23 protein-coding genes are annotated in these 18,349 nt (G+C 47.2%); 7 read left to right on the top strand and 16 right to left on the bottom strand.

Translation table 11 applies throughout. The features are described from left to right. Positions 1-67 precede the first annotated feature (67 nt). From PGW97_RS06805 to PGW97_RS06760, 10 genes are all read right to left on the bottom strand, one after another. Positions 68-1,075: a DUF968 domain-containing protein gene (locus PGW97_RS06805; RefSeq protein WP_273859404.1), complete on the bottom strand. Its 1,008-nt coding sequence runs from the start codon at positions 1,073-1,075 to the stop codon at positions 68-70. After that, entirely contained in the window at positions 1,069-1,380 is a 312-nt protein-coding gene (locus PGW97_RS06800; protein ID WP_273859403.1) for a hypothetical protein, read from the bottom strand. Before PGW97_RS06800 ends, PGW97_RS06805 begins: the two co-directional genes overlap by 7 nt. Further along, positions 1,377-1,565, bottom strand: coding sequence for a hypothetical protein (locus PGW97_RS06795; RefSeq protein WP_273859402.1), 189 nt, complete (start codon positions 1,563-1,565; stop codon positions 1,377-1,379). Before PGW97_RS06795 ends, PGW97_RS06800 begins: the two co-directional genes overlap by 4 nt. Further along, entirely contained in the window at positions 1,565-2,284 is a 720-nt protein-coding gene (locus PGW97_RS06790) for a phage antirepressor KilAC domain-containing protein (RefSeq protein ID WP_273859400.1), read from the bottom strand. The genes PGW97_RS06795 and PGW97_RS06790 overlap by 1 nt, the downstream gene beginning before the upstream one ends. 3 nt (positions 2,285-2,287) lie before the next feature. Beyond that, positions 2,288-2,491: a hypothetical protein gene (locus PGW97_RS06785; protein WP_217393396.1), complete on the bottom strand. Its 204-nt coding sequence runs from the start codon at positions 2,489-2,491 to the stop codon at positions 2,288-2,290. Continuing rightward, positions 2,481-3,470: an ATPase gene (locus PGW97_RS06780; protein ID WP_273859396.1), complete on the bottom strand. Its 990-nt coding sequence runs from the start codon at positions 3,468-3,470 to the stop codon at positions 2,481-2,483. Before PGW97_RS06780 ends, PGW97_RS06785 begins: the two co-directional genes overlap by 11 nt. Continuing rightward, positions 3,470-4,042, bottom strand: a complete 573-nt coding sequence (locus PGW97_RS06775; protein ID WP_273859394.1) for a phage N-6-adenine-methyltransferase — start codon at positions 4,040-4,042, stop codon at positions 3,470-3,472. Before PGW97_RS06775 ends, PGW97_RS06780 begins: the two co-directional genes overlap by 1 nt. Positions 4,043-4,162: 120 nt before the next feature. Further along, entirely contained in the window at positions 4,163-4,447 is a 285-nt protein-coding gene (locus PGW97_RS06770; RefSeq protein WP_273859392.1) for a hypothetical protein, read from the bottom strand. Next, a complete protein-coding gene (locus PGW97_RS06765) occupies positions 4,444-4,899 on the bottom strand; it encodes a YmfL family putative regulatory protein (protein WP_047885584.1) in 456 nt (151 codons plus the stop codon). Before PGW97_RS06765 ends, PGW97_RS06770 begins: the two co-directional genes overlap by 4 nt. A gap of 19 nt (positions 4,900-4,918) precedes the next feature. Further along, positions 4,919-5,155 (bottom strand): helix-turn-helix transcriptional regulator, encoded by a 237-nt coding sequence (locus PGW97_RS06760; protein WP_273859390.1) that lies wholly within the window; start codon positions 5,153-5,155, stop codon positions 4,919-4,921. Between the two features lie 96 nt (positions 5,156-5,251). On the opposite strand from PGW97_RS06760, the gene PGW97_RS06755 reads away from it, so the two are divergent. The 6 genes from PGW97_RS06755 (at position 5,252) to PGW97_RS06730 (ending at position 9,687) form a co-directional block, all read left to right on the top strand. Next, positions 5,252-5,914 carry a LexA family protein gene (locus tag PGW97_RS06755; protein WP_273859388.1) on the top strand — a complete coding sequence of 221 codons (663 nt, stop codon included), beginning with the start codon at positions 5,252-5,254 and terminating at the stop codon, positions 5,912-5,914. A gap of 169 nt (positions 5,915-6,083) precedes the next feature. After that, positions 6,084-6,479, top strand: a complete 396-nt coding sequence (locus tag PGW97_RS06750) for a hypothetical protein (RefSeq protein ID WP_047885587.1) — start codon at positions 6,084-6,086, stop codon at positions 6,477-6,479. Positions 6,480-6,517: 38 nt separating this feature from the next. Further along, entirely contained in the window at positions 6,518-7,342 is an 825-nt protein-coding gene (locus tag PGW97_RS06745; RefSeq protein WP_273859387.1) for a DUF2303 family protein, read from the top strand. 262 nt (positions 7,343-7,604) lie between these two features. Then, positions 7,605-8,213 carry a 3'-5' exonuclease gene (locus PGW97_RS06740; RefSeq protein ID WP_273859386.1) on the top strand — a complete coding sequence of 203 codons (609 nt, stop codon included), beginning with the start codon at positions 7,605-7,607 and terminating at the stop codon, positions 8,211-8,213. Positions 8,214-8,299: 86 nt separating this feature from the next. Beyond that, positions 8,300-8,485, top strand: a complete 186-nt coding sequence (locus PGW97_RS06735; RefSeq protein WP_084712572.1) for a hypothetical protein — start codon at positions 8,300-8,302, stop codon at positions 8,483-8,485. Continuing rightward, entirely contained in the window at positions 8,464-9,687 is a 1,224-nt protein-coding gene (locus PGW97_RS06730; RefSeq protein ID WP_273859385.1) for a site-specific integrase, read from the top strand. The genes PGW97_RS06735 and PGW97_RS06730 overlap by 22 nt, the downstream gene beginning before the upstream one ends. A gap of 107 nt (positions 9,688-9,794) precedes the next feature. Here the strand turns inward: PGW97_RS06730 and PGW97_RS06725 are convergent, their stop codons facing one another. The 5 genes from PGW97_RS06725 to PGW97_RS06705 all read right to left on the bottom strand — a co-directional run bounded on the left by PGW97_RS06725 (position 9,795) and on the right by PGW97_RS06705 (position 16,347). Further along, a complete protein-coding gene (locus PGW97_RS06725; RefSeq protein ID WP_273859384.1) occupies positions 9,795-10,721 on the bottom strand; it encodes a hypothetical protein in 927 nt (308 codons plus the stop codon). A 154-nt stretch (positions 10,722-10,875) separates the two neighbouring features. Then, positions 10,876-12,909: an ATP-binding protein gene (locus PGW97_RS06720; RefSeq protein ID WP_273859383.1), complete on the bottom strand. Its 2,034-nt coding sequence runs from the start codon at positions 12,907-12,909 to the stop codon at positions 10,876-10,878. Further along, on the bottom strand, positions 12,906-14,321 hold the full coding sequence (locus PGW97_RS06715) for an SIR2 family protein (RefSeq protein ID WP_273859382.1): 1,416 nt from the start codon (positions 14,319-14,321) through the stop codon (positions 12,906-12,908). Before PGW97_RS06715 ends, PGW97_RS06720 begins: the two co-directional genes overlap by 4 nt. A 362-nt stretch (positions 14,322-14,683) precedes the next feature. After that, on the bottom strand, positions 14,684-15,943 hold the full coding sequence (locus PGW97_RS06710) for a Y-family DNA polymerase (RefSeq protein ID WP_273859381.1): 1,260 nt from the start codon (positions 15,941-15,943) through the stop codon (positions 14,684-14,686). Further along, positions 15,943-16,347 (bottom strand): LexA family protein, encoded by a 405-nt coding sequence (locus tag PGW97_RS06705; protein WP_047885595.1) that lies wholly within the window; start codon positions 16,345-16,347, stop codon positions 15,943-15,945. Before PGW97_RS06705 ends, PGW97_RS06710 begins: the two co-directional genes overlap by 1 nt. Before the next feature lie 106 nt (positions 16,348-16,453). Between PGW97_RS06705 and PGW97_RS06700 the strand changes: the two genes are divergently transcribed. Next, positions 16,454-16,996, top strand: a complete 543-nt coding sequence (locus PGW97_RS06700; protein ID WP_273859380.1) for an SOS response-associated peptidase — start codon at positions 16,454-16,456, stop codon at positions 16,994-16,996. A 314-nt stretch (positions 16,997-17,310) separates the two neighbouring features. Here PGW97_RS06700 and tdh read toward each other — a convergent pair whose 3' ends face one another. Beyond that, positions 17,311-18,342: an L-threonine 3-dehydrogenase gene (gene tdh, locus PGW97_RS06695; protein WP_047885602.1), complete on the bottom strand. Its 1,032-nt coding sequence runs from the start codon at positions 18,340-18,342 to the stop codon at positions 17,311-17,313. Positions 18,343-18,349 lie beyond the last annotated feature (7 nt).

Raw genomic sequence — 18,349 nt, 5'->3', positions numbered from 1 at the left:
TTTTATGGACACACATAACCAACCTTCTCGGTCGCTACGCCTGCTTCTAAAACGGGGGAAGCCTCACCTACCCCAGCGCCCCCAGCTCCAGGGCCTTCCTCAATGTTGCTTTCACATACTCGAGCTGGGAACCGTGCCGTTCTTCCCAACCTTTCGGATCATCATGAAAGCGTCGGTGTTCGTTGGCTTCTAAAGGGATGGTGAAGAGGTCATGGGTTTTGCCGCCCATCTTCCCTTCGCCGTGGCCGATTAAGTGATGAGCGACGACGTTTTCAGTTTTGCCGGTGATCACACAAGGCAACGAGCGGACAAACTTCAGGTACTTTTCACTACGCCAGATGAGCTCTTTTGGCCGGGCCATGTACATCGCTGGTGGCTCGTCATCCACCTTGAACTGGATGGGTTTCACCCTGTCGGCCAGTAGCTCCTTCGTATCGAGGTCGAACCGTTCATCACTTTCTCGGCGAAGCGTGAATGTATCCGACTTTGGTTTTGGTCTCAGACCAAACATCTCATCGACAACAGAGCACGGCAGGTGATCGTACACGCCATTCACCACACTCCACCAGCAGAGTTCAGGTAGTGAAACCGCCCGATCTAACCTCAGTTTGTGCTTTACCGCTTCGAGGCCCCACAATATGACATTACGCCTGGCGATCGCCCTGCCCTTTTCAGTTGGATTAATGCGTTCCTCATTGTCATGGTGCCAGCAAAGCCGAATGGCCCCGCTGGCGTAATCCAAGAACGTCAGGTTTTTATCGCAATAGTCACTGTCTGACAGCTGGCAATGTGGGATCCGCTCTAACCAGTGATAGAAATTACCCAGACGATTTTGAACATCCGGATGAGTAAAGAACTCGAGTAACCGCTCATCCTCCACCAGCGATTTTGAATTATCCGGGAAAACCGGACGGTTCAGCTTCCCGCTGGGTACATTCACCAGCTCTTCAGGTAACGGCATAACCACCAGCCGATTACCCTGACTCATTTTGACCAGTTCAGATAACAGGGTTTTGCCCGGTTTGAACATCATCAAACCCAAATCAGGCTGCAGGAAAGGTTGAAGGACTAACAACGTAACGCCTCCTCAATCATTTTTATCGCTTCCCCACGCTTGATCATGTCTCCGGTAAAACGCAGAACAGTCCAGCCTCTTAATGCCGCGGCATTGTATTTCTCGCAATCACCTTCGAATCCTTTACCTCGCGTGTGCCGGCCATTCGTCCAAGTACCGCCTTCAACCTCTATCGCCACTTGATGCTCTGGATAAGCAAAGTCGAATCGCCACCGACGTTTTTCATGGAACCGGTACTCAGCAACAGGCACGGCCAGTTTTACTGCCCGAATGTGCGTTAACAGCAAACGCTCTAACTGACTCACAGCACCACCTCTTCATTCCATACGGGATTCAGTTCAGCGACAACACGCGCATCACGCCCTGATCCGGCAACAGTAATCGAGGTCACAAAGTATGGTATTCCCTGGTGGTGATAAACACGCTTCTTCTCATAACAAATGCAAAGCGCTTCAACAGCTTTGCTGTCAGGTAACATACGAATAATCATCAGGCTGCCACCGCCTTTAGATGACCGGTTTCAATCAGCTTTTTACGGAGCCAGATTTCCCCCTTACCGGTGATCATCGCTGTATGGCTGATACGGGTCTGAGAGTTTGTTTCATAAGTACCCTGCTTCACCGTAAAGTACCCTCTTTCTACATACTCCTGGTATGGCAGGTTGTACGAATCCCCTCGGCTCATGAATACCTTAATTTCTCGAAGAATACGGAAGATCGTCACCGGCCCTAACCCTACTGTCTTAGCAAACTGGCCAAGCTTCACACCTTTGTCGGCACCCGCAATCGCATCGGCAAACTCGACTTTCGGTTTGGCTAATGCCAACGCATGATTTTTAGCTTCTATCTCTTTCGCCTGATTAGCCGCTAATTGCAGAGCTTCAGCAAACGAAGCTGGCACTTTGGGCTGGTTCTGCTTTTCCAACTCTTGCCAGCGATCAACAACTGCCGCAGTGAAATCAGGAGATAAACGCGCCACCACAACCAGCGAATTACGTCGGTTCAAATGATATTCGTAATAGGTCCTCTGGTTTTGAGGGTGAACATAGGGGGTCTCCTTAATCTCAGGAACCCCATCACTCGGCTTGAGTACTCTGCCGCTCACCAGTTCACGAATAATCTTCATCACATTGTCGTGGCGCTTATTGGTTAACGAAGCAATTTCGCGGCTGCTCATTGTCATTTCTGTTTGGGTCGTCAGTTCAAACATTGGTTATCCCTCCACCAGCCAAAGCTTATGTGTATTCCCTGTCCGCTCGTTGTTCATGATTCGAATATTGGCGCCGGCCTTACGGGCTTTATCTAACAGTCGAACCAACTCACAGACATGCACACCCAGCTCGTCACACAGCTCCTTTGGCGTCCACACTCTGGCTCGGGATACCATCAGCGCTCGAAGATCCTTTTCACTGGCCATTCCTTCCCCCTAGTTCGTCCAGCAGCTGCTGTCGTTGTCGTGACATTTCCGCGATACGACGCTTACTGGAATCGACAGACTCTTGTGTTGCTCCCCAGTCCATAGCGCGCAGCAGCGCTTGGTTTTCGTTGTTGATTTCCATCTCCAGTTCACGAACTTTGTTTTTCAGTTGGGTACGCTGGTCTGGTTTTGGTTTCGAAGTCGGTTGAGCCGCTGCTGGCAACACATAACCGCGGTCTTGCTCTTTGGCCAGCCATGAGTTGATGAACCGCTCGATGCCGGATTTCGTTTTACGGCGGCGAGGGTTCGATGCAAGCCAGCCAATCATGTTCCGACACTGCTGGTGGACGTCTACCGCCGGGTACAGCCCTTCCAGTGCCTGAACGTCCTCGGCATACAACGGGAACAGCGACTTGTCGTTCAAAATAAACTTAAAAACTGGCTGCCGTTCGTCGGCATCGAGCTTGCTCGGTGCATTAGAGATCTGTTTGTTTGTATATGGTTTGGATCTGTTAATGGAATCGGTAATATTCCCAGTTCCATGGTTTTGGTAATCTTCCCGATTCGACTCGGTAATATTGCCGTTTCCATTCGGTAAAATTACCGAATCCATTTGGGAATTCTGTTCAGTTGCAGGAAACAGTAACTCCACCAGCCGATCACCATTAATCTGGTAATGCGTTGTCGGTACGCCATTGGCTTTCTTCACCCGGCTCTGAATCACATCACCCAACCGCTTCTTAAGCTGGCGAACGGCGTAACGCACCTGGTCTGTGGTCAGGCACAATTCAGTGCCCAACTCATCATTTGATTTATAGAACCACTCACCGTCTGCTTTGGTGCTCGACCAGAACACCAGCTGAGACAACACAGCAGCATGAGTATGGTTACCCTCGCAGAATTTAATATAAGGACGTGGAATGCTGATCGCTGCTGCCTGACCAGATAGCTCACGAACTATGTCGAACAACCTAGCCATCAGTTATTATCCTTATCTCTCAAAATAGCCTCACCAATTTCACGCAATCGATCACGGTCGACATATCGAGTTACCAGCCCTGTCCCAAGATCCGAATGTTTGAACACAATCAGAGCGCTTCCTTTGGTGTTTCCATTTACCAGCCTTTTCGTCACCGGATTCATGAATGACACCCGGCCACCAGTAATAAAACGAATTTCAGTCGCGTTCTTAGGCCACCAGTTAGCGTCTGGTGTTGCAGGCACCAGCATTACAGAGTTGATTTGATGGTTAACGCATTGCTCATAAGCCTGTTTGATAAAGGCTTTAATCATTCCGCGAGAATAAGGTGGGTTGATCCATGCCCATTGTTGTTTGAGGTGAAAATCCCCATCCCAAACATCTTTCCAGTTCTCCATGCTCAGCGCGTCCATTTCTTCAGTGATGTAGCAAGGGTGTTTGAAGTTATGCTCACTGGCACAAGCATCTAGCTTGAACCCGAATTCATTGTTCAAAGCTGCATACAGCCAGTCAGGTGTTGCCCATGAATCTTTCTGATTCGGAGATAAGTCCGATGAAATATAATCAGCCACGTAACACCCCCTCATAAATCGCTTTGAAAAATGAGCGACTGATTTCTACAACACCATATTTGCCCACCAAGGAATCTCGCCATTGGTGGTTCTCTATACGGGCCTTTAGTGCTATTCTCCTCATGACTTCTCCGGGTTCTTTCGTAGGTTTTTCGGGGTTGTTAGTGACTTTTCCTCGCAAGAAAATTCACATCCTGGCTTTAAGTCGTTGCCGCGGCTTAAAGCCAACTCAATTCTTTTCTCTAACGTTTGGATATGTAGGTCGCATCGAGCCTTGAGTATCCGAAGTCGTTCCAGTTCGAACCGGTCACCTTCAACGTCCTGCTGCACACGAATCACTCGGCAAGAGTTCATCGTCATGTCCGACATCTGTTTCACCATTTCCCAGAACTGATCTGTTTTCATACGTCCTCCGCGTATAAAGCATCGAGCTTGAGCATGAAGGCCTCAAACATCCCCTGATAGTCATTCTTTAACCGAGCAATGGTCATCCGTTCGCGGGAATCAAACACACCATCGGCCCTCGCCTCTTCAATGGTTTTATCCAGCAGTCCCTTCACCGCATTCAGTTGCAAGTGGCAATCGAACATGTCTACACTGTCCAGCTCTGCGACTCGTGGACGTTCCACAACCATGCTGCCAACACGCTCTGCAAAGTATTCAGCCACGTATGACGTACTCGTCAGATCGGCCATTTCCACCAGCTCATCTACACTGAAGAACCGTGAACCTTTCTTTTCGTATAAATGGTTATTGAAGCTATCCACTGACATACCCAAAACCGCAGCAACCGCTTCCTTCCCACCGGTTACCCCCGCAATGGTCTTGTTCACCATCTCTTTCTTGTTTATCACCATCTGCTCCTTTGTTTGGTGGTTAACGTTCGTGTTCGATCTCGTTAGTATCGAGCTGAGGGTTAGGGAAAACCTCTTCAAAGGTACAGACGACACCTAGTGCATTCAGTGCCTTGACTATTTTCCAGCACATTTCAATGTTGATATTTCTAATACCAGACTCGTAATTCCCAATAGTTGATGGAGTAACACCTACAACTTTTGCTAATCCTGCTTGGCTGACTTTTACTTTGTTACGAAAATCGGAAATTCTGTTCATGAGTACTCCTCCCGGATTGAATATACACAAATCGTGTTCGACGGTAAACACAAAAAGTGTGCTTACTCTGTACACGGAGCGTGGTAATTTAATGACATGAATAAGAAACAAGAAGTCGGAGCACGCCTTAAGCGCTTCCGAGAAGATAAAGGGATGAGTCAAAGATCTCTGGCTGAAAAATGTGGCTGGGGAGCGTCTCGTATTGGGAACTATGAAGCAGGTGTGCGTAGCATCAACCTTGATGATGCAGAAGTCATAGCTAAACACCTTGGTATCAAGCCATATCAAATTTTATTTGATAGCGAAGAGTTAATTGAGTTCGCAAATGTTTCCAACATAGACATTCAACCTTCCTACATACAAAAGTTTCCCGTTTTAAGCTCAGTACAAGCTGGGGCTTGGACTGAAGCCGTTGAATCTTATTCGACCATTGATGCTGATGAATGGTATGAAACAACTGAACGCACCAGCAAACGCTGCTTCTGGTTAAGAGTCCAGGGTGACTCTATGACGTCAGCAATTGGCCTCAGCTTTCCAGAAGGAACGCTAGTTCTGGTTGATCCGGAACGAGAATTTGAAAATGGTTCTTTAGTAGTAGCTAAGCTGATTGATGTGAACGAAGCGACATTTAAAAAGCTCGTCATCGATGCTGGCCAGAAGTTCTTGAAACCCCTAAATCCGTCTTACCCAACTTTACCTATCAACGGAAACTGCAGAATTATTGGTGTCGTCGTCGACGCAAAAATGAAACTTTTCTAATCTAGTCGCCTCGCCAAAACACAAATCTAACCGCCTCTGGGCGGTTTTTTTATACCTATTTTCGTACCTCTCAAACTACGCACACACATTTTGTGTTTGACCGATAGACACGATATGTGTACATTGAAAACACAAAACGTAGCCACCTGACAAATTGCGAGGAAAAACGATGCAGAAACAAGAAGCCGGAAACCTCAGTGTTGAGGATCGCACCACCAACTTCCCCAAGCTGATGCAAGAGCTTGATGGCGGGGTCATCTCAAATGTAATGGGACTGGCCTTGTCGAACGTTGCCCGAGCTGTTTCTTACAGCGACAAAGTCGGCAACGTGAAGATGGATCTCAAGTTGAAGCCAATGGGCACCAACAACGAGATGGTTGAAATCACGGTAAACATGTCGGTGAAAGAACCCAAAGCAGGTTTCGGCGCCAAGAGTGAAGACTTCCAGTACACCTCAATCGCGTATGTAGGGAAAGGCGGCAAACTGACCTACGACCGACCAAAGGAAGACATTCACGGCCAAGTCGTTATGGAAGACACCATGCTGCGGGAAGTTCGCGGCTAATACACACCACCCTATTCAATAACAGAAAGAGAATAATCATGAGCATGGACAAATCTGCTATTCAACACATTCAGGAAACCGGCAGCGCTAAAGAGTTTCTGGCCCAGCTGGCCGTTGCAGGGTTTCCTGTTGCGGCGCTACCTGCAAACTTCGAACTGCACAATCTGGAAAGCTACATGCCTAACCGCAACACTTTCCGCGGCCTGATGAAAACGGCCAACATTGATGAATTTGTTCGCTACCACGAAGAATATCAGACAGAAGGAAACCAGTGTTTTATTAACGCCGACAACATGTCTGCGCTAACCATCTTTGACTTGGGCACTCACAACGTTCCCGGCCATTGCAAACACCAGGCGCAACTTACCTTGCGTAAAACAGCACTGTTTCGATCCCTACTGAACGTGAATGAAGAGCGCCTCGGACAAAAGCAGCTGGCCGAGTGGATCGAAGATTACAGCACGGCTATTCAAGTGTTTTCGACTACCGGTGACGTCATTGATAACGCGATCGCGTCTGCCGCGGTTCGTAACATGAAGTTCGAAGCAAGAGCTGGCCGTGAATCAAGTGTTGATGATTTCAGCCAACACCAATCAGAGTATGAGTCGGTTGCTGTTCGTACCAAAGAAGAATTCCCAATGCCAGCCGTGTTCAAGTTCACCTGCGAACCGTACCTGGGGCTTGATGAGCGTGTATTTGAACTACGCATGAGCACCATCGGGAACGATACGCTGGTTCTGCGCATCAAGAAATTAGAGCAGCATCAGGAAGAGATGGGCGAAGAGTTCCAAGAGAAACTTCAAGCCAAGTTCCTGTCTGAAAGCATCGAAATCGACACTTTTATCGGTTCGTTCACTTCATAACGGGTTAACGCGCCCTTTCATTAGGGCGCTTCTTGCGAGGAAACATGGCTACAACATTTCAAACAAAACACGGGGTGATTACGGTCGGCAAGCCGTATTACCTCTTCCCTCTGGGACAGGTGGTTGATCTGAAGCTGATACGGCATGAAAACCAAGAAAATGGATGGGGAGTCAGCAAGCCCTCCCGGTTTCAACTGAACTCACGTCCGATCTGCTTAACGACTTTGCCGATCAAGCCAGCAAACTACTGTAAGGGACTACCATGCATTACGAAAACGTCACTATCGACATCGAATCCACTGACACAGCAAACACCTCGAAGATTCTCAGCATTGGCGTGGTTCCCTTCAACTGGGGAGAGAACGTCAGCTTTGATGAGCTGTGCAACCGGGAAAGCAGCCTGTATTTGACTCTCGATTTATCCAGCTTTCCAGCCGGTTTCACCGAATCCGCCAGTAAGATGGAATGGTGGGAACGCCAAGGTGAAGCGGCGCGGCATGTGCTGGCACCCAGCCCGACAGACATCAGCATTAAAGATGCTTTGTTGAAGCTGCACATCCACCTTTGTGCTCACGTGCTTCCCCTGACTAAAGACGGCGGACAAGTGTTTTGCCGTGGCTACGACTTTGACGGGGGCATTCTGGAGCATGCCTATGAGCAGCTTGAGTTACTGACTCCCTGGACCTACAACCGTTTCCGCTGCGTTCGTACAACCATTGATATTCTGGCTGACTCGCGTAACGGCTATGTGGTTGAAAAGAATCCTGCCGGTTTCGTCAAGCATCACGCGTTGCATGATGCTGCCAAAGACACCTTAACCATGCTGGCGCTGAATAAGGCACACCACGCATCAAGCAATACCGCGCATTGAGTCGGTAGTTTAACAAGTCAACCACCAGTTCCGCCCGTTACTGGTGGTTACCTTCAACAACAAAACCAGATATATAGGTCACATACATGAGTAGATCTCAAATCGCGATTGTTACGCTGAAGAAGGCTTCTGAAGAAATTGGCCTGAGCACCAAAACATTGCGAGAAAAAGCTCGTGACGGGTTCTATCCATCCACTGTCATGAGAAAGATTCACGGCACCTGGATGGTAGATATTGAGGAATGGAACCGATGGCACCGAATGCAAGCTTGAACAACCTGCCACCAGGTATTGAAGTTCATGGTAATCACTTGCGTATAGTTTTTTATCACAAAGGCAAGCGATTCAGAGAAACACTCGGTTTACCGCCTACGAAACAAAACATCAACTTCGCCATGCGCAAGCGCGAGGCCATTCTTTATGAAATGAAAATCGGTACCTTTAACTATGCGGCACACTTTCCGGAATCTAAACATGCGTCGGGCAAGCCGAAGGCATTAGACTTGGGGCATCTCGCCAAACGGTTTCTTGAGTCCAAATCGCACGATATTCGCCGTTCGACTCACCAGCGGTATGAGTGGGTGCTGCGTGACTTTCTGGAACTCTACGGTGCAAACCGAAGCTGCGACACGCTATCACCCCGGTCACTCACGCAATTTCGGCAGGAGCTGGTTAAAGGGAAAAGTGGCCGGACGATTAACCGCAACTTGGTGACTATTAATGCCTTTCTGGCCTGGTTACACAAAATGGAGTACGTCGAGCGCGACCTTTCTGAGGTGTTAACCCGAGTTAAAGAGAACGAGGTCGACATACAGCCTTTCTCGGTCGACGAAATTACCAAAGCACTGGCTGAATGCCACCAGCTGCAGCACAGGAATATGATCACGTTGCTGGTATACACCGGCATACGCAGCGGCGAGTTGTGTGCCCTCGCCTGGGAAGATGTGGACTTTGAAAACAACACCATTCACATCCGGCGATCAACCTATGACAGACGTGGCCTCAAAACCACCAAGACCGACAAAGAGCGTTTTGTTGATTTACTGCCACCAGCCATTGAAGCACTGAAAGCGCAACGCCACTTAACGTATTTGTTTCCGGCCAAAGACTATGATGTTGAGTTGCCCGGCCAAGCCTATCGCCAAGAGAAGCTCCGTTTCGTCTTCAACCCAAAGGCCGTTCGAGAGCAAAAGTGCAGCGACTACGACTATTACGGGAAACGCGCACTAGGCAAAGTCTGGGAAGCCCTTTGCCAAAAGGCCGGCATTCCACACCGAAATCAGTACCAGTTGCGGCACACCTACGCCAGCTGGATGATCACCCACGCGAACGTCAATGTCAGTTACCTGGCGCAGCAAATGGGTCACGCCGACATCACCATGGTCGCCAAGGTGTATGGGAAGTGGTTAACGGAATCGAACAAGAAAGAGTCCGATCGGGTGTGGGGAGAGTTGCAGAAGGTTCAGAAGAAGTAAACCGCCGGAAGGCGGTTTGTTGTTATCGTAGCTCACAACTGGACGGAAACTCGTTTTATTTTTGACTCTAACGCACCAAAAAATACTAGATAAAGGATCTTGAAACTTTAGCTTCCTTGTTCACTGCCACAAGTAAGGCATATATTACTTGTATGTGATTTATAAGTATCCTTTGGATAAATTACATTTGAGGGACATGATTGCATTTCACAGTGTGTCCTCTCAACTTCTGCATATTTATGGCATAACCAACAATATAATTCGACAGAATCTGGTTCATTCGGTTCCAAACACGCATAAGTTGCTTCAACAAGACCACCTGATTCAATTGAGTTCTCTTGGCAATGTGGACATAAGTAACGTCTGCCACGTAAAGGCATTCCTATTAGTTTCCTGAACTTCCTCTGAGATAAGTAGTCTTCAAAGAACTTGTAGTACTGAAGAAGCTGCATGTTTTCTTCATCTTCATCGAATAGACCATATAGAGGCTCGGTCAGCATAACTTCCCTGAATTCTGATATCCAAGTAGCCCCCCAAATGTTGGTTAAATACTCAGCTATTGACTCAACAATGTAGTTTGGCTCCATAAGTTCTCTATGCAAACCATGTGTAAACTTGTTTCTTCGAACTCTAAGATCTTCTAGCATCGCTAATGCAGACCCAGATAATGCCTTTCCATCAATACGTTGGTATTTTGATATAAGCTCATCTAAGCCAATCAAAAATAGGGTCTCAAATTCATATGATTCTGATGAATCTATGCACTCTCTCGATTCAACAGTTAAAATTTCGTGAGGGTCTAACTGACTAACTTCATATTTGAAGTAGTTTTCAATGCTAAGGAATAGCATTATTAAAGAGTTTCCAAGCACTCCTTGCCTGTTCTCCCATTCCTCATCAAAATCGCCGAAACTTGATACTAAGGCGGCAGGTGAAATAATTAGCTCAGTCCTAAATACATGGTCTATTGCTTGAGCTAGATATTGAATACTTAAGTTTTTGAACTCACTCGATTCTGGTAAATTAATGATCATTCAGCCTCCCTCTGGTGATGACGAACTCTCGTGGAAACATCGCGCTCTGCGGAAAATTTAGAGCGCAGTATGAAATTTGTCCGGAAAAAGCGCTTTGTTGCTCGAGCCACATCATTATCTGCAAAATAGAAGGGAGTATACCTCCCTCGTTCTATTACTCTGTTTGCACCAACCAATCATCGACAATTGGTTTCCAATTAACATCTCGCTGCTCAGCTGAACTTGACCAAACATTCCAGAAATCTGGGTCATCCGACTGTGGTCTTTGATGCTCAGATAGTTCATTCATCCTGACTAAAACAGGCAATTCTGATGCCCACCCGAGTAAAATAGCATGTCGTGAAGGAAGGGAAGGGAGTTCTCGTAACAGTCCCCTCATGTTATCTGGCACTAACCGGTGAACTTGCTCCTGATCCCTGTCATTACTTATTCTATGAAGTAAAAAGGTATTACATTGTGATAATACAGTTGGTGAAAGCTCAGAGGGTCGTTGTGAAGAAACAACTAAGCCCAAACCAAACTTTCGTCCTTCACGTGCAATTTTCTCAAACACCTTACAACAAATGTCTGACACACTTTGGCTTTCGCTGTCTTCTTTGTATCTTTTTATAAAAGTATGAGCTTCTTCGGCCACCATAACAGTAGGAAGAGCTACACCATTTATCTTTCTGTAACGCTGAAGAGCTTCAAAGGTAACGCGAGATATTACGGCTGTCATCAAATGAACAATTTCATTTGGAACAAGAGACAGGTCAATAACGGTGAGGCTGCAACCTGACTTTTCACCTAAAAATGTGCTCAACCAATTCTCTAAAGAAACTGGCTCTTGAGTATCATTCGTAATTTCACTTATTCTTGTATCGCCTAACATTGTACGAATTCGCGTAAGTAGAAAATCTACAAATTGCTCAGTGCCTGTTTCTTGTGCAAGAACCTCAAGATACGATACAAAGTCCTCTCCTTCGAACCTAATCGGTGTATCTTCACTTTTTGGAAGTAGTTCACATTCATTCCCACCGAGAGCTTCGTAACAAGTTCTTAAGTCTTCAAGCAGTTTATCAGTATCAAGGATTGTCGGTTTTGCTGGCCAGTCAATACCACGCCTTGTTGATAGATAACTTTCTATAGAGTCGATTGCTGTATCTAAGGATGCGTCAGCTATTTTGTCCTTCAATGCAAGAAGACTTGTACTCCATGAAGACAGGCTTTCGGCGAAGCCTTTGGCAGGACCAACATCTGTATAAATTTTCCCTTGGCTAATGGTCTGTCTCAAGGAAACTAATAAGACACCACAGAAGTGCTTGGCTTGGATAGTAACGTCATCTTGAGTAGATACATCATTTCTCATAGCTCTTAATGCGCGACGTAGCAACGGTAATTGTACTTTAGGACTTGCTTGCGTGAACGCTCCCCATTCTGAGCTATTCCAAAGCCACGAGGGAACCTTAAGGTTCTGTTCTCCATTTTCAGCTTTGGCTTCTACACGCAACACTTTTCCTTTGTATTTGGATTTTGCTCCAAATGCGCGACTATATTCACCATTTGGATCGAGAACAATGAATCTTGCGTTAGGAAGCTTTCCCTCCATTGTTGCAGCATCTAACGACCACTGGATAAGCCCCGCTACCGAGCACGATTTACCACTACCAGTATTACCTAGAACCGCGATATGGCGACCGAATAATCTATCTGGGTCAACCATGATCTCTGCATTATTTGCTAAGGGACTTTCACCAATTTTGACTCGCCTGTTATCCCCTGACTCTATAATAGCTTTCAGCTGTTCGTCAGTTGGCAGTAAAACAGAATCCCCTACAGATGGGAAAGCATCTGTCCCGCGGGTGAACTTAAAGCTATCCGTATTTCTTCTGAGTGTTCCAACAGGATTCACACTTAATTTTTTGATTGGGAATGGTAGGTCGATTAGCCCGAAGTCTTGCAACCCCTTTCTTTTAGGATATGGAGAGCGTTCTACTGCTATCCATTCTACTTGGCCTACAAGGTAACCATCATCGCTACTAACTAGTATGTAGCTATTAATTCGGGGAAAGTTACGAGGTGCCCCTCCTTGAAGCGATACAGAATCAGGGGAGTCAATTTCTAGAGATACTTTGATTTCATTCGGAGATACGAAATCGACACTACCAACTCGAAGTTGCTCTAATCTTTCAATCGGCAAGTAGCTCATAGTTCAGCCCCCCCACCAGTCATTGCTGAGCTATCACTTTGTAAGAAACCTCGTTGCTTAAGCAAGTCAGCCATTTTGATAGAAGTTCTATCTATCGCAGGCTTAGGTAGGTAGTTTTCAACGAGTGTTTTCAGATCGCCCAAATGCGTTCCCATCAATAATGTGATTTGTGCTTTTCGTGGACTTGCACTGTAAAAACGCATTATTCGACCGAGAGGGTCACCGAAAGCAATGATCACAAGATGAGTCGATGGAACCGTTAGCATGTCTTCAATTACTCTATTAATGTGTTCGTCACCGAAGCTGTATCCGTAAGTAACTAGAGCACTATTTGGCCTGCTTGTGGCGGCTGCCAGATCCCTAAACAGTTCCACATATGGATATTCTGCAGTTTCTCGATCTTTTACCGAGTTTGGATAAATCATCAGCTGTTCGAAACCGTTAGCACCGTGGCCTTCTGCTTCCAAAAAAGGTTCAACCGATTTTGCGCCAAAAGGTAAACCAAACCTTCGAATAGCGCCATCTTGCTCGTGCCAATCTAATGAACCATGTAGCTTGGTGAATCTTGCAACACCTTCTAGATACCTAGGCTCTCCTCTGATACCCGGCGGATTATAGTGGTAATCTACTTCTAATCGTGAAGAACGGAAAACGGGAGCTAAACTACCTACGAATCTGTCGATGAGTCTCAAACCTGCCAGCTCGGCTCCTACTTCAATGATACGGTCATAGTTTGTGGTAAAAATATGTAACCTATCACGCGTGGCTGTTCTGCTGGCAAAGCTCATCAAGAAACTAACAAGATAGTTAAATGTTTCTTCTTTCTTATCCAATTCAGCATGTTTTATCAGATATTCGCCGTTACTGACTGATTCAGAGAATTTCCCCATAGATCTAGAAAGCTCTTTTTTTAGAGCTGTTAGCTCATATTTTAAGTCTCTATAGGGAGGATTTGGATCAAGAGGTTGTTGTGGTGGTGGGACTGGATTTAAAATTGTCATTATTTCTAGCCCACGAATAAGCTCGCTGATTGCACGAATCTGATCTTCGATATTTCCTCCTTGTCGACCTGATTTTTCAGCAGCCTCCTCTGCAAACTTATCTATCTCAGCCTTGTAAACGGATAAATCTTTTATCCACCCCATACCAACCGGCGGTTCACCAGTAGCCGACATTTGAACTGATGTGCTTAATCCCGCGCCAATTAATAAGTTTAGGTGTTCTGATTGAAACAAAGCTGTTAACCATGGTTCGATTTGCTGACGAAGTTTTTCTATAGAAATTTCTGTACCATGCTCTCCCCATATCGAGGTAGATACGGTTGTAAATGAGTTGGAGTCGCCTTCCTTTGGAGTTAACTCGATAACATCGGGAGCACTTCCAATTTTAATGAATTGATTCTCGGTAGTCATAATTCGTGTCTTCTCGTTCCAGCCAGATTAGAAAGCATTTTCTTAAGGCTTCCTTAAAAGGATTTTCACTCAAAAATATATCACTATGTGAATATCCGATACTGAGCTTGTGTACACATTGTTGACATACCGCTATTAATTCAAAGGTAATGAAGTGATTAGACATCAACTACGTCACTAAAAAACAACGTTGTCTACTTAGATTTAGCAAATCCAATTTATCTAAAGTGATCGACATTGAGCGTCAAATCTAACTCACTTTTGTCCAGAAACGACTTTGGTGGTGATAAGGTGACCTGCCCCCACTTTTTGAATCCACCGTTAACTTAGTAATGTTAATCTATCAATGAGTTATCAATACACTAGCCGCATTTGATAATCGGTAAATCCCGCCACTTGGTGGTGTACTGTGGGGACAGAAATTCACGGCGCATGGCCCACTTAGGGGTGACTCCCTGAGCGGCTATAAACACGGTATCTGAACCAAACTTTCCATTGATGCCATCGAAAGCTTTCATCAGTGTTGGGTTTGATGGAGAAGTGTTGAACAAGTCTTGCTGGGCATGGCGGGCGTCTTCTAGGTCGATTATTCCGACACCCACTTTGTAGTAGCGTACACCCGGAATAAAGAGTGATTTGGCGGCTTGAGATGCGAGTTGTGTTAATTGCCGGGTGTCATCTGTCGCGCAGGCAAACCTATACTGAAAACGTCTGCTCACTGGCTCTTCATCGTACGGTGAGTTTCCCGCAAAAATGAGTATATGGCGGCACAATGATTGTTGTCGTCGAGCCTTAGCGGCCGCTATGCCAGCATGCTTGCACAGTGCCTGCTCCAGTTCGGTCAGGGAGGTAATGCGCTGCCCCATACTGCGGGTTGAGAAGATCTGTTTCTTGTCTGCTCTCGCCTCATCCCAGACTTTGCAAGGCTGACCGTTGAGTTCTCGAACTGTCCGCTCCAGTTCGACATTAAACTGCTTTCTGGCAAGGCCTGGGGGCATATCGGCCAGCTGCAACGCCGTTTCAATCCCCATCAGTGATAACCGCCTGGCAATACGCCCACCGATTCCCCATATGTCTCGGGTCATCATCTGAGCCAGTACTGAACGCCATACTCTGCTCTCGTCCAACACACAAACGCCCTGATAACCGGAAATTTTCTTCGCCGCGTGGTTAGCCACCTTGGCCAGCGTCAGCGTTGGTGCCATTCCGACACAGACAGGCAACCGACATTCTTTCCATACCGTTCGTCTGAGCAAAGCAGCATGCTCTGCAAAATCAGGGATAGCTTTACTGCAGTGCTGAAAGGAAAGAAAGGATTCATCAATGGAGTAGATATGTTGCTCTGGGGCAAAGCGGCCGATCACTTCCATCATTTTGCCGGACAAGTCTCCATAGAGCTCGTAGTTGGATGAGCAGACAATCACGCCTTTGGCTTTGCACAGCCCCTTCACTTCAAAGTACGGCTTGAATTTTTCAATGCCAGCTTCTCGCGCCTGCCGGTTTGCGGCCACGATACAACCGTCATTATTGCTGAGCACAATGATCGGCCTTCCACGCCAGTCTGGCCGGTAGACCTGCTCGGCAGAGCAATAGAAACTGTTGGCATCAACCAGGGCAAACATCAGGCCTCCAATAACCGGCTGGCCCGGTGGCAGCGTATTGAACGAACCACGACGCCTTCGACAGAGAACTGATCATCGCCACTTATCCAGAGCGGCGGATACCCAGAGGCGGCTGAGAGCAATCGCCTCTGGCGAATATCGATGATCTTACAGACGAATTCACCATTGTAATTAGCGACGATGACATCGTGGTCTGACACCGAGACATGACGATCTACAATCAGGATATCGCCATCGAATATCCCGACCCCTTCCATCGAGCGACCCTGAGCCCGTCCGATAAAAGTGGCACTGGGATGTTCAACCAGGAGTTCATCCAGGCTGAGTGGTAACTGAAGGTAATCGGCTGCCGGACTCTCAAAACCTGTGATACCGGCACTTGCACAAATTGGGATGACGTTCATACTGCAACAACACTGTTTATATATACAGTATTATTTTCAACGCTACCAGGGTGTTTTGCAAGCGCTCGATCATTTCAATAGAACAACAGATGAAAAGGTAAGCATTATGTGTGGACGATTCAGCATCGACAGCTGGCTGGCAAAAATGGTGAGGGACGAAATGGAGTGCGAGTATTCTCCGCAGGAAAACATGGACTTGAGGCCGACCAATGAGGTCACGGTGCTGATCCACCAGCAGGCATGCTACCAACCACTATTGACGCATTGGGGTATTCAGCCAGGCTGGGCAACCCATATGATCATCAATGCCCAGTCGGAAACGGCGGCTCAGAAGAAAACCTTTCGTGATGCGATGGCGAACCATCGGTGTCTGGTGCCGTGCTCAGGTTGGTATGAATGGCGAGATGAAGGCAATCCCAGAAAACAAAAGTACCTGTTCGCTCACGAGGAGCAGCGGCCACTGTATATGGCTGGCATTTGGTTTCCAGCAGACGAACCGAAACTGCTGTTGCTAACGGCGGAGGCAGATTACCAATGCCTTCCTTACCATCATCGCATGCCATTGCTGGTTGGCCGTGCTCAGGCGAATGAGTGGTTATCTGGGCAGGTTCCCAGGGCATCGGTGCCGTTAGCAATTAAGCCATGCTGAAGTAACGCGGAGGTATTGGCAAAATCGGGGGCAAATGAGCGTGGAATGACTCGTGCTGACAAGCTTTGCTCTGGAAGGAATGAAAAGGGTAGGTCAGAGTGGGATCGCACGAATTTACCTGCCAACGTGTTTGGCAGTGGATGTATCAGTACAAGTAAAAACGCCCCAAGAATCCTTGGGGCTTTTTTGTAATTAGCTTTGGGGCTAAATTGGGGCTTTTTTTGGGGCTAAATACCGCCCCATCTTCCATTCTACTGTTTATGCATACAGCGCCGTGGAAATGAAAAAGCGCCCCTTCCGGAGCGCTCTCAATCTTATTCCCAATCAAGGATGACCTTGCCGGAACGCCCGCTACGCATGGCGTCGAAGCCTTTTTGGAAGTCATCAACTTTGAAGTGGTGAGTGATAATTGGGTTCAGATCCAGACCTGATTGGATCAGGCTTGCCATCTTGTACCAAGTTTCGAACATTTCACGACCGTAGATGCCTTTGATGATCAGACCTTTGAAGATCACCTGGTTCCAGTCGATGCCCATGTCTGACGGTGGAATACCCAGCAGTGCAATCTTACCGCCGTGGTTCATGCTGGTCAGCATGCTGTTGAACGCTGACGGTACGCCTGACATTTCCAGGCCCACGTCAAAACCTTCTGTCATGCCCAGCTCGGCCATCACATCTTCCAGTTTCTCTTCGGCAACGTTTACAGCTCGGGTTACGCCCATTTTACGCGCCAGATCCAGACGGTATTCGTTCACATCAGTGATCACCACGTGACGGGCACCAACGTGTTTCGCAACCGCAGCCGCCATGATACCAATTGGGCCAGCGCCGGTGATCAGCACATCTTCACCAACCAGGTCAAACGACAGTGCCGTGTGAACCGCGTTACCAAACGGGTCAAAAATCGCAGCCATATCATCAGAGATGTTCGCCGGGATCTTGAAAGCGTTAAACGCAGGAATCACCAGATATTCGGCAAATGCACCTTCACGGTTTACACCTACACCGATAGTGTTACGGCACAGGTGCGTACGGCCACCGCGACAGTTACGGCAGTGACCACAAGTGATGTGGCCTTCACCGGAAACACGGTCACCAATTTCAAAACCACGCACTTCCTGACCGATACCTACAACTTCACCCACGTACTCATGGCCAACAACCATAGGAACCGGGATCGTTTTCTGTGACCATTCGTCCCAGTTGTAGATGTGTACGTCAGTACCGCAGATGGCTGTCTTCTTGATACGAATCAGCAGATCATTGTGGCCAAGCTCAGGCTTGTCCACTTCGGTCATCCAAATACCTTCTTCAGGCTTTAGTTTAGAAAGAGCTTTGATTTTCATGTGTTGT

It is taken from the genome of Photobacterium sp. GSS17, from assembly GCF_028621875.1.
Lineage (GTDB): Bacteria > Pseudomonadota > Gammaproteobacteria > Enterobacterales > Vibrionaceae > Photobacterium > Photobacterium ganghwense.
The sequence above is the reverse complement of the archived record's forward strand: the minus strand, read 5'-3'. Positions and strand labels throughout refer to the sequence as shown.